The sequence below is a fragment of the Mitsuaria sp. WAJ17 genome (assembly GCF_014174515.1).
In the GTDB taxonomy this organism is placed as follows: Bacteria; Pseudomonadota; Gammaproteobacteria; order Burkholderiales; family Burkholderiaceae_C; genus Roseateles_B.
Map to the genome: position 1 here is coordinate 90,977 of NZ_JACJUG010000001.1, position 14,914 is coordinate 105,890.

The 14,914-nt window shown below is 68.3% G+C and carries 15 protein-coding genes; 6 read left to right on the forward strand and 9 right to left on the reverse strand.

Annotated elements, in window-relative coordinates; translation table 11 throughout:
• Window positions 1-172 precede the first annotated feature (172 nt).
• Entirely contained in the window at window positions 173-2,161 is a 1,989-nt protein-coding gene (locus tag H5407_RS00365; RefSeq protein WP_183102428.1) for a hypothetical protein, read from the forward strand.
• Between the two features lie 145 nt (window positions 2,162-2,306).
• Here the strand turns inward: H5407_RS00365 and H5407_RS00370 are convergent, their stop codons facing one another.
• Window positions 2,307-3,668: a hypothetical protein gene (locus H5407_RS00370; RefSeq protein WP_183102429.1), complete on the reverse strand. Its 1,362-nt coding sequence runs from the start codon at window positions 3,666-3,668 to the stop codon at window positions 2,307-2,309.
• 763 nt (window positions 3,669-4,431) lie between these two features.
• Here H5407_RS00370 and H5407_RS00375 point away from each other — a divergent pair.
• Window positions 4,432-5,580 (forward strand): kelch repeat-containing protein, encoded by a 1,149-nt coding sequence (locus H5407_RS00375; protein WP_183102430.1) that lies wholly within the window; start codon window positions 4,432-4,434, stop codon window positions 5,578-5,580.
• Window positions 5,581-5,650: 70 nt separating this feature from the next.
• On the opposite strand, the gene H5407_RS00380 is transcribed toward H5407_RS00375, so the two are convergent.
• Complete coding sequence (locus H5407_RS00380) at window positions 5,651-6,085, reverse strand: hypothetical protein (RefSeq protein ID WP_183102431.1); 435 nt, start codon at window positions 6,083-6,085, stop codon at window positions 5,651-5,653.
• Complete coding sequence (locus tag H5407_RS00385; RefSeq protein ID WP_183102432.1) at window positions 6,082-6,720, reverse strand: class I SAM-dependent methyltransferase; 639 nt, start codon at window positions 6,718-6,720, stop codon at window positions 6,082-6,084. Before H5407_RS00385 ends, H5407_RS00380 begins: the two co-directional genes overlap by 4 nt.
• Window positions 6,721-6,839: 119 nt before the next feature.
• Here H5407_RS00385 and H5407_RS00390 point away from each other — a divergent pair, with 119 nt between their 5' ends.
• The 4 genes from H5407_RS00390 to H5407_RS00405 all read left to right on the forward strand — a co-directional run bounded on the left by H5407_RS00390 (window position 6,840) and on the right by H5407_RS00405 (window position 9,116).
• On the forward strand, window positions 6,840-7,259 hold the full coding sequence (locus tag H5407_RS00390) for a hypothetical protein (protein WP_183102433.1): 420 nt from the start codon (window positions 6,840-6,842) through the stop codon (window positions 7,257-7,259).
• Between the two features lie 31 nt (window positions 7,260-7,290).
• Window positions 7,291-7,611 (forward strand): winged helix-turn-helix domain-containing protein, encoded by a 321-nt coding sequence (locus H5407_RS00395; RefSeq protein WP_183102655.1) that lies wholly within the window; start codon window positions 7,291-7,293, stop codon window positions 7,609-7,611.
• 120 nt (window positions 7,612-7,731) lie between these two features.
• Window positions 7,732-8,403, forward strand: coding sequence for a molybdate ABC transporter permease subunit (modB, locus tag H5407_RS00400; RefSeq protein ID WP_183102434.1), 672 nt, complete (start codon window positions 7,732-7,734; stop codon window positions 8,401-8,403).
• A 26-nt stretch (window positions 8,404-8,429) separates the two neighbouring features.
• Window positions 8,430-9,116, forward strand: a complete 687-nt coding sequence (locus H5407_RS00405) for an ATP-binding cassette domain-containing protein (protein ID WP_183102656.1) — start codon at window positions 8,430-8,432, stop codon at window positions 9,114-9,116.
• On the opposite strand, the gene H5407_RS00410 is transcribed toward H5407_RS00405, so the two are convergent.
• The 6 genes from H5407_RS00410 to H5407_RS00435 all read right to left on the reverse strand — a co-directional run bounded on the left by H5407_RS00410 (window position 9,113) and on the right by H5407_RS00435 (window position 14,693).
• Window positions 9,113-9,745 (reverse strand): N-methyl-D-aspartate receptor NMDAR2C subunit, encoded by a 633-nt coding sequence (locus H5407_RS00410; protein ID WP_183102435.1) that lies wholly within the window; start codon window positions 9,743-9,745, stop codon window positions 9,113-9,115. The genes H5407_RS00405 and H5407_RS00410 overlap by 4 nt on opposite strands.
• Window positions 9,742-10,638, reverse strand: coding sequence for an alpha/beta fold hydrolase (locus tag H5407_RS00415; protein ID WP_183102436.1), 897 nt, complete (start codon window positions 10,636-10,638; stop codon window positions 9,742-9,744). The genes H5407_RS00410 and H5407_RS00415 overlap by 4 nt, the downstream gene beginning before the upstream one ends.
• A 44-nt stretch (window positions 10,639-10,682) precedes the next feature.
• Complete coding sequence (locus tag H5407_RS00420; RefSeq protein WP_183102437.1) at window positions 10,683-10,874, reverse strand: hypothetical protein; 192 nt, start codon at window positions 10,872-10,874, stop codon at window positions 10,683-10,685.
• A gap of 118 nt (window positions 10,875-10,992) precedes the next feature.
• Window positions 10,993-12,675, reverse strand: coding sequence for an ABC transporter ATP-binding protein (locus H5407_RS00425; RefSeq protein ID WP_183102438.1), 1,683 nt, complete (start codon window positions 12,673-12,675; stop codon window positions 10,993-10,995).
• 18 nt (window positions 12,676-12,693) lie between these two features.
• A complete protein-coding gene (locus H5407_RS00430; protein ID WP_183102439.1) occupies window positions 12,694-13,758 on the reverse strand; it encodes an ABC transporter permease in 1,065 nt (354 codons plus the stop codon).
• The gene (locus tag H5407_RS00435) at window positions 13,755-14,693 is read right to left on the reverse strand and encodes an ABC transporter permease (protein WP_183102440.1); all 939 of its coding nucleotides are present in this window, start codon (window positions 14,691-14,693) and stop codon (window positions 13,755-13,757) included. The genes H5407_RS00430 and H5407_RS00435 overlap by 4 nt, the downstream gene beginning before the upstream one ends.
• Between the last annotated feature and the right edge of the window lie 221 nt (window positions 14,694-14,914).

Consider the following 14,914-nt stretch of genomic DNA (forward strand, 5'->3'; position numbering starts at 1 on the left):
CATCGACGCCCCATCGACCCACCCCGCTCGCGGGCAAGCAAAGCCTCGACATGGCGTTGCTCAACAATTCAGAGACGAATGGCTATCGCCAAGCCCAATATCAGCATTCTTCCGATGGCCTGGCGTCTGCGATGCCACTTATCCTGGGCGGCCAGGCTGAAGGAGCCCGTCCATGCAGATCCGTGGCAGCGCAGAACCTGTCCAACGAAACCGGCCCGCATCTGCGGAGCACGACAGGCAGCCCGCGCTTGCCCCGGCCGGCGCGCCGGACGACTCGCGCGGCGCACTGCAGCTGGCCATCGACAGGTCCCCACGGATCGTTGCACAGCGGCGCGCGCTGGAGGGCTTGTGCGGTCGCGTGAGCGCTCACGAGGCGATCCAGCTGCCATCGAGCACGGCAACGGCGGCGCAACGCAGCCACGCGGCCCAATCCAACGGCACCGTGCAGCGAGTTGTCATCGGAGATTACGACACCGACGAGGAAGAGGCCTTCAAGCTTGCACTGGAGGAGATGGGGCGCAAGGGGGACATCAGCAGACTGCGCCACTATCACGACGAATTGCGCAAGCTCATCGATGCTGTCGATTTCAGCGTTGTGGACTACCAGGACGCCAGACCTTTTCGACTTCTCAGCGTCGCCAAGCTGGCGCTGGCGAAACTGGAGCCCCCCCTCGATGCCGCCCCGCCCAACCAGCAAATCTATCTGCTGCCGAAATCAGAGTGGTGGCGCTTGTTCATCGACGCGCGATACCACCAGGAGCGCAATCCGCTCAAGTTCGACTATCAGCAGTCTCCAGGCTTCTTCAGCGCGATGATGGCCGCGTTCGAAGAGGTCTTCGGCGCACCGCCGGTCAAGCCCGCACAGCGCAGCAGCTTTGCTGCCTTCATGGGGTCGATCGCGGAGGGATTCAGTTCGATCATTTCGGCCGGCCCGGAGGAAGTAACGCCCGAGCTGTATCAGCATTACCACGACCTCGTGCGCCGAAAGGTGCTCACACAGCCCGGGGGCTCACCGCGTTTCGCCACGATCGACTTCGGCTGGAGCAATACGAGCACCACGTTCGGCGCCAACGGGGTTGGCGAACCGGAACCCGACACCGAAGCCCTTGCCGAATTGATCAACGAGGGCATTGCCTACGTTGAGAACCCCCATCTCTTCCCGGACGCCCTGCCACCGCGGCAGCCGGGGGCTTTTGTGGCCATCAAGATCATGTTCGATGACGACACCGGAGCCCGGCTTTACGAGTGCGCCTGCAAGTACGACTCAAAGCAGGCGCCGGTCCTCGTCGAAAGAATATTGGCCACCTACTATGCCGAGGTCGGCAAGGCGAACAAGAAACCCAAGCTGGTGATGACCGCGATCGTTCGCCTGATCCGCAATCTCCATGTTGGCCACTTTTTCACCGATGCGAACGGGCGCATCAACATCATGCTGCTCCTCAACAAGTTCCTCATGGAGAACAACCTGCCGCCGGTCATCCTGAGGGTCAATCCCGGTGTCTTCGGTGGCTTGCTCTCCATTCGGAAACTCGTCGATGCCGTTGAAGTGGGGATCGACAATTTCCGCAGGGCCGTCAAACACCTGCAATCGGGCGCCGTGGTGGGCAGTGCCTTTGATCTGGACGATGTGGAGCAGACCGGTACTTCTGGCTTGATCTTGGGGCTGGGGGGCCTGGGGCCATCCACGAGCGGCACGGGCCGCGAGAAGGCGCCGAGCCTTGGCTTGGGGCCGGGACTGGGCAGTATGGAAGGATCTAGCCGCTCGACCGACAGACCGAGGACACCGATCGTCGATGTGTTCATCCCTTTCGGCACGCCTTTCGCGGTGAACGATCCGAGCATCCGCAGCCTCGGCGAATGCTTCTGGGACACCTTTCGCCAGCATGGATTGACCGAGGAAGAACTCGGCGACGCGGCGAAGCAGGCCGGCTTGACGGTCGATCAGCACGTCTTTCTCGACACGGCCGGGGCCTTCATCGATGCGATCAACGAGATCAAGGGGACGACCTACCGCCTGCGGGTCGATCAATTCGACATCAAAACGGGCGATGGACTGAAACAAAGCGAACTCGGATCGGGGGGCGGCCCTCTCATCCCGATCGGTTTCGCTGTCGATCGGGACACTGGACAGGGGCATTTCATCCCGCCCTATCGGAGATGACAAGGCGCAGCGCGACAGCTCAGCGATGAACCCACGAGATCCGTACAGGTTCAGAGATGAATGCGCACACCTGCCCCAAGCCCCTGAACGACCGGCAGGTCGAGTTCAGAGATCCGTGGTGTTCGACACCTGACCCGCTGAGGCCTCACCGGAGCCGGTGGGCGAAGACCAGGCTGTTCGGCGTGTCCGCCTTGAACGAGAACACCCGGCTGCCATGGGCCAGGAAGCTGCCATTGGCCGAAGACGCGACCTGCCCGGCCACCGCGGTGCTCAAGGCCGCCGAGGTGTGGGCAAACACGGCACTGCCGCCAAGCGTCGATACCCCGGGCAGCGTGCCGATCTGAAGGCCGGTGCTTGCGCCCTGGTCGGCGTCATAGGCCAGGAGCTTGGCATCGCCATAGCCCTGGAGACCGACGCCAGCGGCATAGACAAAGCGGGTGCGGTTCTCGCTGCGCGAGAAGTCGATGGTGCTGGCTTCCACCAGGGCCAGAGGGAGGGCGTTGGCGGCCGTCGCACGCACGACACCCGCCTCGTCCAGCATATCGATGCGGGTGTCCGGATTCGTTCCCGAACCGCTGACCCTCAGGAGCAGATGGACCTGCCCCGCCGAAGCCAGGACCAGGCTCATGCGGTCCGGCCCCGTGGCCTCCATCTGCTGCAGGGCATGGGGGCTGGCCTTGGCGATCGAGTAGAGCTTGTTGCCGGCCGGCTGCTGAACGGTCAGGTACAGCTGGCCCTGCCCCATCGCCGCATTCTGGATCTGGCCCGCGCCGGTGGCGATGCGCGTGGCCAGGGGCTGCGACTTGCTGATCCGCAGCACCGTCCAGTTTGAACCGGTCACCGCACCGACGTTGCGATAGAGGTAGTAGGCCGTGGCGTCATGGCCCAGGGCCTGCCAGTTCGCACCCGAGGCCGCCTGGCCCAGCTCCACGTAGCTGCGGCGAACCACGTCCAGCGCGACCAGTTGGATGTCCTGGTCTGATGTGCCCAGTTCCACGATCGCCAGGCCCGGCGAGCTCGTGATCATGCGGCGGAATCGGGGGCCCTGGGTCGGCACCATAACGTAGAGGGTGTCCGCGGTGCTGACGCCCACCGGCTGGACCTGATAGGCCGGCGCGTAGGTCTTCGGGTCCCGCACCGCATTGCCTACGATGCCGCTGACCTCCTGCGCGACGTTGGTGGCCGCGTCGTAGGCATAGGCCTGGCGCACGTCGTCAGCCGTGCCACAGGTGTTGTCCGGCCCCTTGGAAATGACCCCGATGCGCGTCGCCGCCGGGTTCGCAAAGTCGTTGGCGTCTGCTTCATGCATGAAACGACAGGCCGTCATGGACAGCCCAGTGTTGCTGCGCCAGAAGCTGCTCGGCTTCTCTCCGTTCGCGGTCAGCGGCAGGGCCCGGACGGTCTCCCTCGAGATGTACAGCAGCGTGTGCGGTGCGATCCCCTCCACGCGGCCGCCGGCAGGGTTGATCACGCCGGCATAGAGGGTCAGGGTGTCGGTGACAGGCATGCTGCCGTCCTCGATCACATATTCCACGCTGGGATCGCTTGGATGCACGAGCGACAGGCCTTGCCTCGGCTCGGCCGTGGAGCCCATCACCTTGAGGACCGGCGCATAGACGCCGCTCGTCGGGTACGGCAGCGCTGAAGAGGCATTCCCCGTGTCCGCCGCGCCACCCCCGCCACAAGCCGTCAATGCCAGCGCCAAGCTGGCACACAGGCCTCGAAAACCTGCCTTCGCCATCCCTCTCTCCCTTCGACTATTTTCGGAAAACTCGGAAAGCGGGGATTATCGATCGGCGCCACCCCGACAGGCCTGCGGGCTCGACGCGCAGGACCGATCGGCCCACTGAAGGGCGTGGCTTGAAAACGCCTTCAAGGCGAGCGGCCACGAGACCTCAGGAGAAGCCGCATGGCGACACCAGGTTCGACACCGCAGCGACGGCGGGCCTGATCCGGTGGCCAGCCGCCGGCGCGCCGCCAGGCCTCAAGGGCCACCGGCCAGTCGCGCCAGGCCGTGGCCGCGATGCCCGTGTTCCAGTGCGCGGCCTGGTCTCGCCGAGACGGTCAGCGCCCATCCTGACTTCACCACCGCATCAAAGCCCCGAGCCGTGCGGATGGCGACTTCCCTCGCACAGGCTTCACTAATCTGTTATTGAGCAGGCCCTAGAGTGCGCAGCGGCACACGCCTACATCCAGGGTGCGTGCCCATCAACTCCCCACAAGGGATCTTTTCGCAATCACGAAGGAATTGGCTTCACCGCCATTGAGTCATGAAGAATCAATCAAAAGCTGTTCGACTGGGATTCGTGCTGAGCCTGCTGGCCGGCGCCATGCTGGGCTCGACCGCATCTGTGGCCGCCACCCCGGCTGAGCAGGCCGCTGTTGGCAGCAGTACAGCCAGCATGGCCGCCCCCATCCGGCTGAACATCGCCCGCAGCCAGGGTCATACCGTGACCGCGCTGAACGATGGGCGTCTGCTGGTGTTGGGCGGCAGGAGCGGCAGCCTCGCGACCGTGGCGGCCGAGCTCATCGACCCCGTCACCGGCCGGGTCGAGCAGCTGAGCAGCATGGTCCAGGCGCGCGAGGGCCACACGGCCACGCTGCTGGCCGACGGCCGCGTGCTGGTGACCGGCGGGAACCTGGGCGACGGCCGCGTGCTGGCGCTGAACTCGGCCGAGCTCTTCGATCCCCGGACCAAGACCTTCCAGCTGGTGGCGACGCCGATGACGCTGGAGCGCTCCAGCCACACGGCCACGCTGCTGAAGAACGGCAAGGTGCTGATCACTGGCGGCCAGGGCGCGCGGCAAGGCATGGTCTCCTTCTCTGCCGAGGTTTTCGACCCCAACACCGGCAAGTTCGAGAGCCTGGCGCCGCAGCGCCTGGTCGCACCGCGCACGTATCACGCCGCCACGTTGCTGGACTCCGGACAGGTCCTGATCGTCGGCGGCACCGATTGGCAGACGGCACGCGCCCCCAACTCGGCCGAACTGTACGACCCGGTGGCGAACACCTTCACGCAGCTGGAGTCCCCGCTGAACTACAAGAACGAGACGCCGCAGGCCCTCAAGCTGAGCTCCCGCCGCGTGCTGGTCCTCAGCAACCAGGGCGCTGATCTCTTCGACCCCGTCACCAGGACCTTCAAGGCGCTTCCCGGCCCCCTGAAGGCTCGTGACTACGAGGCCTCCACGGCCCTTTACGACGGCGGTGCCCTGGTGCTGGGCGGCCTCAGTGCGGACACCGTCATCCCCTCCATCGAGCGCTACGACCCCGTCCGCGGCACCTTCCGGACCGTGGCGACTCTGCGCAAGGCGCGCGCCTGGGGCGTGGCCACGCTGGCCAACACCGGCGCGGTGTTCCTTGTCGGCGGTGTTGACAACAGCGGTGCCGGCATTGCGGACGTGACCGTCTACTGGCCTTGAGGCCCCTGCGTCGCCGCGCCCGCTGAGGCGGCGGCACCGCCCCGGCCGCCGCCCACGGTGCGCCGGGGCCCTAACCCGGGAGAAGCCAGCACACAAGCAGCACGCCCAGGGCCCCGGCGGCCCACAGGAGCTGCGTCCTGCGACGCGCGCGCTGCAGCTGGGCCCGATGGCGCTGGTGCTGCGCCCGATGGCTGCGCGTCCGTGCTTCCCAATCCTGCGGGGAGCTGTAGCGCTTGAGCTTCTCGCTGTACACCCCCGCCCCGAGCACCTCGGCCAGCTCGAACATCACCACGACCAGCTCTCGCGAGGGGTTCTGCGTGTGAACGAGCCCGTGCGGGTCGAGCGAGAGGCGCTGGGCGCTGTCGGAGGCCAGCGCAAAGCAGGCCGCCTCCGGCTTGCCCAGGGGCACCAGCTCCGGCCGGCCACGGGCCGCGGCCAGCCACTGCTCACGGTCCACCGCGCTGTCCTTGAAGCCGGCATGGGCGATGTAGACATGGAAGCTCATGGCTTGCGGGCGATGCAGTACCAGTCCGCCGTCTGCACCGACGCATTCGCCGGGCAGGGCAGCAGGGCCTGCGACTGCCGCTGCAGTCCGGCCTCGGTCAGCCAGGCGCCCACGCTGCCCGGCCCCTCCATCGCATGGAAGAACACCTGCACTACATCACCCCGGCTGCTGCGCTGCGGGCCGGAGTCCTCGAGGCGACCGCCCTGGGTGCTGAGGTAGAGCAGGCCGCCCGCCGCCAGGCGCTGCGCGGCCTGGTTGATGAAGGCCTGCGCGTCGGCCCGACCCAGGTAGGGCAGGCCGAAGGCGCAGACGATGGCGTCCCACGAGGCCGCTTCCCCCGGCAGCTGGCGGCAGTCCCCCACCTCGAAGCGTGCGCCTGGCACGGCCGTGCGGGCAAGTTCGACCATGCGTGGGGCGAGGTCCACGCCCAGCAGCTGCAGGTCCGGCCGCCAACCCAGCAGGCGGCGGGCCACGGTGCCGGGACCGCAGGCGGCATCGAGCACGCGCGCGTGCGGCGGCAGCGTGCGGGCCAGCAGGGCATAGCTCTCGTCGTAGAGATCGAGGTCCATGTACTTGCTCTGGTAATGCTCCGCCCACTGATTGAAGACTTGGGCGGACTGGGCACTGGGGTCCATGTTGCAGCCTGGAAGCAAGAGTCGAGGACTCTGCAGCTTAGCGGGCTGCAGGCCCGCAGTCCGACTGCCCGCTCGCGGTGGTGCCAGAATGCGCCCATGTCTGCTGAAAGGACGCCCTGATGACTGCCCTGCCTTCACGACTGACCCGCCCCCTTGCCCTCATGGCCACCCTGGCCCTGGCGACCGCCCCTGCCCTGGCCGCACCCACCGAAGAAACGCTGCGTCTCAAGTTCCAGGCCTCCGGCAGCGATGCCGCGGGCAGCCTGCAGGTCCAGTTCATCGGCTACCGTGACCAGCGCTGCCCAGTCAATGTGCAGTGCATCAGCGCCGGCACGGCCCAGGCCCTGTTCTGGGTGCAGCCCGCCGAGGGTGCCGGGCAAGTCCTGACCCTGCACGCGCCCGCCGCCGAGCCGGCCCGGGCGGGTGGCTACAGCTTGCAGCTCAAGAGCCTGGAGCCCCGCCCCAACACCCGCAAGCCCCCCAATCCGGCAGACTACGAAGCCGTGCTGACGCTGCAGAAGCTCACCGGCAAGCCTTGAGATGAGCGCCAAGCCCCAGCTGCGACTGCGCATGCGGGTGATGGTGGATGACACCATCGCCGTCGGCCCCGGCAAGATCGCCCTGCTGCAGGCCCTGGACGAGACCCGCTCCATCACCGCCGCGGCCAGGGCCCTGGGCATGTCCTACCGGCGGGCATGGACCCTCATCGACGAGCTCAACCGCGCGCTGAAGGAACCGGCGGTGATCAGCGCGGCCGGCGGATCACAGGGGGGCGGCAGCGAGCTGAGCCCGAGCGGCCGGCAGCTGCTGGAGCTCTACCGCGGCATCGAGGCCCAGGCCCTGGCCGCCTGCAAGCCGGACATCCAACGCCTGCTGAAGCTGCTGGCCTGATCCTTCTCAGCATCGATCGTTATGCTGGAGGGTATATTGCGTACCATCCTCCAGCCCCGAGCCTTGCCCGCCCTGTGCGCCCCATGACCGCCCTCCCAAACGGCCCGCTGCCGCGCCCGCATGCCTGACGCCCTGATCGCGCTGGGCCTGTCGCTGAAGGTGGCGCTGTGGGCCAGCGGCCTGGACCTGCTGCTGGGCACGGCCCTGGGCTATGCCCTGGCCCGCTGGCGCTTTCCAGGGCGCGAGCTGCTGGACGCCATCCTCACCCTGCCCCTGGTCCTGCCGCCCACCGTGCTGGGCTACTACCTGCTGGTGCTGGTAGGCCGCAAGGGCTGGCTGGGCGCCTGGCTGTTCGACACCTTCGGCATCCGCCTGATCTTCACCTGGCAGGGCGCCACCATCGCCGCGGCCCTGGTGGCCTTCCCGCTGGTGCTCAAAGCCGCCCGCAGCGCCTTCGAGCAGGTCGATCCGCAGCTGGAGCAGGCCGGCCGGGTGCTGGGCCTCAGCGAATGGGCGGTCTTCTGCCGCGTGAGCCTGCCCCTGGCCTGGCGCGGCATCCTGGCCGGCCTGCTGCTAGCCTTTGCCCGCGCCCTGGGCGAGTTCGGCGCCACGCTGATGGTGGCCGGCAGCATCCCGGGGCAGACGCAGACCCTCTCCATCGCCATCTACGAGGCCGTGCAGGCCGGGCAGGACGAGACGGCCCAGCTGCTGGTCTGGATCACCTCGCTGAGCTGCGTGGCCGTGCTGGTGGCCGCCAGCCGCCTGGCACCGCCAAGCAGGGAGCGGGCATGACGGCGCACCATGCAAGGGGGGATGCGATGAGCTTCGAGATCCGCCTGCGCAAGCAGCTGCCACCCGCGCCCGGCAGCACGGGGTCAGGTTTTGCCTTGGACCTGGACCTGCGCACCACCGCGCGCAGCCTGGTGATCCACGGCCCCTCAGGTGCCGGCAAGAGCCTGACCCTGCAGGCGGTGGCGGGCCTGCTCAGACCCGACACCGGCCGCATCTGCGTGGCCGGCGAGCCGCTGTTCGACAGCGACGCCGGCCTGGACCGCCCCAGCCGTGAGCGGCGCCTGGGCTATCTGTTCCAGGACTACGCCCTGTTCCCGCAAATGAACGTGCGGCAGAACGTTGCCTTCGGCCTGCAGCGCGGCTGGCGCAATCCGGCGCGCAGCGTCATGAACGAGAAGCTGGCGCACTGGCTGGCCCTGATGGAACTGGACGGCGTGGCGGGCCTGCTGCCGCACCAGCTCTCCGGCGGCCAGCGCCAGCGCACGGCCCTGGCGCGCGCCCTGATCACCGAGCCCCGCGCCCTGCTGCTGGACGAGCCCTTCGCGGCCCTGGACCCCGAGCTGCGCGAACGCCTGCGCGAAGAGCTGGAGCGGCTGCTGGCCCGCGTGCAGGTCCCCCTGCTGATGATCACCCATGACCCCGAGGACCTGGCCCGCTTCGGCGAGGCCCGCGTGCAGCTGCGGGGCGGCCAGGCGGTGGCGGTGCAGCTCTAGCCTTCGCCCAGCGCCTCGCAGGCCTGGCGCAGGTTGGCCCGCGCCCGGGCGTCCCAGGCCGCGTGCATGGCCTCGGTGACGAAGAGCCGCTCGCGCGCCAGGAAGCCTTGCAGGATGAGGCGGCGGCCGGCCCGAAAGTCGGGCTCGGGCACGAAGGCGAATTCGGCGCGGATCTGGCCCTCGTACTCGGCAAATCGTTCGGCGGGGGCGGCAAGGATGGCGAGGTCCATGTCCAGCAGCAGGCCCATGTCGGCGTCGCTGGCCAGGTGATCCCGCGTGGCGAGGACCAGCCGGGCCACGCGCCCGCAGGCCTCGCCGGCCAAACCCAGGGCGGGCAGGGCGGCACGGGCCCAGTCGGCGCTGCGGGCTTCGTTGTCCGGGGCCCGCGGGTCATAGACGGCATCATGGAACCACAGGGCCAGGGCCAGCAACTCGGGCTCGCGAGCCAGCTGGCGGCAGCGCGCCAGGGTCGCGAGGCACTCGCGCAGGTGCTGCAGGCTGTGGTAGTGGCGCTGGGGCTCGTTCCAGGCCTTCAGCAGCTGCTCACAGAGGGTCATGTCTTGCCTGACGGCCAGGGCCTCGCAGGTGGCCAGCCAGGCGGCTCGCAGGTCCGGGGCTTCGGCGCTCATGACGCGCCTGCGCCGTGGATCAGGGCCGCCACCCGGTCCGCATAGCGCGGCCACAGGGCCTCGGGCAGGTCGTGGCCCATGCCGGGGATGAAGTCAGTCTCCACATGGCGTAGGTGGCGGGCCAGATGGCGGCCTGCGGCGACGGGCACCAGGGGATCCGCATCGCCGTGGATCACCAGGGCCGGCGCCTGGACTCGGGTCACGAGGGGCGTGCGGTCCTCATCGGCCACCACGGCCATCAGCTGGCGCAGCATGCCTTGGGGGTGGTCGCTGCGGCGCAGGGCCTCGAGCACGCGCGCCTCCAGCCAGCCATCGGCCGGCGGGTGGGCCGGGCTGCCGATCAGGCGGTACAGGGCCGCGAAATGGGCCTGCAGCGTGGCCTCGTCGCGCCGGGGCGGGCGGGCCAGCAGGGCCTGGCGCACCGGCCAGGTGGGGCCGGGCAGGTGGCGGGCACCGGCCGTGGTCATCATGAGGGTCAGGCTTTGCACGCGCTGCGGCGCCTGGTCCGCCAGGTGCTGGGCGATCATGCCGCCCATGGAGGCGCCCCAGACATGGGCGCGGGGCAAGCCCAGGGCGTCCATCACGCCCAGGGCGTCGCGGGCCATGTCGGCCAGGCTGTAGGGGCTGCGCACGGGCAGGTGCAGCAGGTGCTTGAAGGAAGCCCAGCCGACGTGGGGCAGGCCCAGGTGGTCCAGGTGCTGGCTGAGGCCGATGTCGCGGTTGTCGAAGCGGACCACGCGCAGGTCCCGCGCCGTGAGGGCGTCGATCAGGCCCTGGGGCCAAGCGATCAGCTGCATCCCCAGTCCCATGATCATCAAGAGCGCAGGGGCCCCGCGGGGCCCCTGGTCATCGACTGCGATGCGCAGGCCGTTGGCGTTCACATGGCTTTGCATGCGGGCATCATAGGCCTGGCTCGTGACAGGCTCGGGAGCAGGACTTACTTGCAGGTGAAGCTCTTGTGCGTCACGTCCTTGACGTTGCCCGCACCGCAGGTCTTGATGGCCTGCTCGCTCATCTGGGTCAGGGCCTCGCGGTCGCTGATGACGCGCTCGCTGTTGGGGGCGATGACGCAGGCCGTGCACAGCAGGGCGGCGAGGGTGGCGGTGGCCAGGGTGGCAATGCGCTTCATGGATGTCCTCGGGGAAGTTTGTTTGGAATGGACGCGACTGTAGGGCCAGCGGGGCCCGGCACGGCAGCCCAGGCGACGAACTGCCCCGACGGCAGGACAGACCGCGCCGCCGGAAGGATCAGGCGTTCTGCCCCGCCCCCTGGTAGCCGCGCGGCACCGCACCCAGCAGGCGCCGTGTGTAGTCCTGCTTGGGCGCGGCCAGCAGCTGCGAGGTCTCGGCCTGCTCGACGACGTCCCCATGCTGCATCACCAGCACCTCGTCCGAGATGAAGCGCACCACGGCCAGGTCGTGGCTGATGAAGATGTAGCTGAGGCCGAACTCGTCCTGCAGGTCCTTCAGCAGGTTCAGCACCTGAGCCTGCACGGAGACGTCCAGTGCCGACACCGCCTCGTCCAGCACCAGCACCTCAGGCTTGAGCGTCAGGCAGCGCGCGATGGCGATGCGCTGGCGCTGGCCGCCCGAGAACTCGTGCGGGTACTTGGGCAGGGCGGAGTCGTCCAGGCCCACCTTCTTCAGAAGGCCGGCGGCGATCTCCAGGCGCTCCTCGTGATCGGCGCCGATGTCGTGGATCTCCATGGGCTCCACCAGCGTCTGGGCGATGGTGAAGCGCGGGTTCAGCGAAGCATAGGGATTCTGGAAGACGACCTGGATGCGGCGGCGCATCTGCTGCCAGTCGGTGGCGCTCAGCTTGAGCAGGTCGCGGCCTTCGAAGAACACCTCGCCGGCGGTGGGCTCGTGCAGGCGCAGCAGTGTCAGGCCCATGGTGGTCTTGCCCGAGCCGGACTCACCGACCACGCCCAGGGTGTGGCCCTTGCGCAGGCGGAAGCTGACGTCCTTGACGGCCTGGAACTCCTTGCGGCCGAACAGGCCCTCGCGGAAGAAGAAGCTCTTGCGCAGGCCGCGCGCTTCCAGGATCACGGGCGCCTCGGGGTCCTTGATCGAGGCGACCTGCCGCGCCGCGCGGCCGGCGATGTGATCGTCGATCACGGTCAGCCGGGCCGGGTTGTCCTGCAGCGAGGGGCGGCAGGCCAGCAGCGCGCGGGTGTAGGCGTCCTGCGGAGACTGGAAGATCTGCGCCACCGGCGCCTGCTCGCGGATCTGGCCGTGGCGCATCACCACCACCCGGTCCGCGATCTCGCCGACCACGCCCAGGTCATGCGAGATGAAGAGCAGGCTCATGCGATGAGCCTCCTTGAGCCGTGCCAGCAGCTCCATCACCTGGCGCTGGATGGTGACGTCCAGTGCGGTGGTGGGCTCGTCGGCGATCAGCAGCTTGGGCCCGCAGGACAGAGCCAGGGCGATCATCACGCGCTGCTGCTGCCCGCCGGACATCTCGTGCGGATAGGACGCCAGGCGGCGCTTGGGGTCGGGGATGCCCACCTCGTTGAGCAGCTCCTCGGCGCGGGCCAGCGCCTGCCTGCGGCTCATGCCCAGATGCAGCATCAGCGGCTCCATGATCTGGTCGCCCACGGTGAAGACCGGGTTGAGCGAGCTCATGGGGTCCTGGAACACGCAGGCGATCTCGCGGCCGCGCAGGGCCTGCAGTTCGCGCTGCGAGCTCTGCAGCAGGTCGCGCCCCTGGAAGAGGATGCGGCCGCTGCGCTCGGCGTTGTCCGGCAGCAGGTTCAGGATGGACATGGCCGTGACGCTCTTGCCCGAGCCCGACTCGCCCACCAGGGCCACGGTGCTGTTCTCGGGCACGTCAAAGCTGATGCCCTTCACCGCCTGCTGGCGCTGCACCTCGCCGCGCACCTTGCCCATGCGGAAGGCCACCTGGAGGTCTTGGATACTCAGTAGCATGTCAGTGGTTCCAGCGGGTCACTCGAGACCGCGAAGTTTGGGGTCGAGGGCATCGCGCAAGGCATCGGTGAACAGCGCAAACGCCGTCACGAACACCGCCATGCACACAGCCACCGCCGTCAGCTGCCACCAGTAGCCCAGGATCAGCTCGCTCTGGGCCTCGGCCAGCATGGTGCCCCAGGAGACCTGGTCCACGCTCACGCCCAGGCCCAGGTAGGACAGGATCACCTCGCTCTTGATGAAGCGCACCACCAGCAGGGACAGCTGCACCAGGGTCACATGGGACACGTTGGGCAGGATGTGGCGGAACATGCGCGAGCTCCGCGAGGCGCCGATGGCTTCGGCGGCGCGCACGTACTCCCGGCTGGAATGCTTGATGAACTCGGCCCGCACCAGCCGGTAGACGCCGGTCCAGCCCGCCAGGCCCAGGATCATCACCACCGGCAGCACGCCGCGGCCGAAGATGGCCGCGAAGGCGAAGATCAGCAGGATGTCGGGCACCGCGGTGAAGACGTTGTAGACCCACTCCAGGAAGTCACCCACGCGCCGGCCAAAGAAGCCGGAGAGGGCGCCCAGCACCGTGCCTATCAGGGTGGCAACCAGGGCCGCCAGCACGCCCACCATGATGGACACCTCGGCCCCCTTGAGCACCTTGGACAGCACGTCGCGGCCCAGGCGGTCGCCGCCGAAGGGCAGGGTCTCCTGCTTGACCAGGTCCTCGGTCTTGAAGCTGCGGGCCTTGGCCTCCCACTCGGCGTAGCGCGGGGCGAGGGGGTCGATGTCAGAGAGGTCCACGTTCGGCCCCCTGGGGCCCTGCGCGGCCTGGCTGGCCTCGGCGGGCGCCGGGCCCATGAAGCTGGGCGGCGCATTGGGCACGCCGACCTCCTTCTGCCAGCCCGAGGCGATCAGCCCCAGGCCGGTGGCGAGCACCAGGCCCAGGAAGACGGCCACCACCCACAAGCAGGCCATGCCCAGGCGGTCGCCGCGCAGGCGCCGCCAGGCTGCGGACCAGACACCCTGGGAGCCGCGCGAACCGGCGCTCGCGCTCGTATTCGCGGGCAATGCGTTCACAGTGGCGTTCATTTGAGGACCACCCGAGGATCAACGGCCTTGTAGAGCAGGTCGGTGAGGAGATTGATCACCATGGTCAGCATGGCCAGGTAGATGGCGAAGGCCTGGATGACGGGGTAGTCGCTGCGGTTCACCGCCAGCAGCAGCTCGCGGCCCAGGCCCGGGATGGAGAAGAAGACCTCCAGCAGGAAGGAACCCACGAAAACGCCGGGCAGGGCCACGGAGATGTTGGTGAGGATGGGGATCATGGCGTTGCGCAGCACATGCTTCAGCAGGATGCGGCGCTCGGCCAGGCCCTTGGCACGGGCGGTGCGCACGTAGTCGTGGCCGATCTCGTCCAGAAAGAAGCTGCGGTACAGCCGCGTGTAGGGCGCCAGGGCCACGGCCACGGCCACCATGACGGGCAGCGGCGCGTAGGTCGTGAGATTGGTCCAGGTGCTGTTGCTCCAGCCCTGCACCGGGAACAGCCCCAGGCGGAAGGCGAAGAAGTACTGGCCCACAATCACGTAGACCAACAGCGAGATGGACACCGCCACCGTGCTGAGCACCATCACCGCGCGGTCCGTCAGCGAGCCGCGCACGGCGGCCACGGCCAGGGCGAAGGGGATGGCCAGCAGCACCTCCAGGCACAGGATGGGCAGCATCACCGTCAGCGTGGCCGGCATGCGGGTCGCGAAAAGCGTGGCCACCGACTCGTTCGTGGCCCAGCTGTGGCCCCAGTTGAAGGTGGCGATCTGCTTCAGGAAGATCAGCAGCTGCTCCCACACCGGCCGGTTCAGACCCAACTGCTCGCGGATGGCCTGGATCTGATCGGCGGACGCATTCTGGCCACCCAGGATCTCGGCCGGGTCGCCGCCGAACCAGCGGAACAGGAAAAACACCAGCAGCACGACCCCCAGCAGGGTAGGGATCATTTGCCACAGGCGCCGCAAGAGATAAGCCGTCATGGCTGTCGGTCTCCAAATCGGACTGCCAACCCTGGCGGCGGCCAGAGCTCGTTAGGGGACCGGGCGGCGGGCGCTGGCCGCTCGGGCTTCGGGCGCAGTCTAGTGCAGGCCCCGCGCCCTGCCCATGCCGGTTTATGCGGAGGCGATGCCGGATTTTTCCTAGGGGAATTCCAGGGCTTTGCCGGGCTTTTCCGCGTCACAATCGCCAGCCCGTGCCGGGC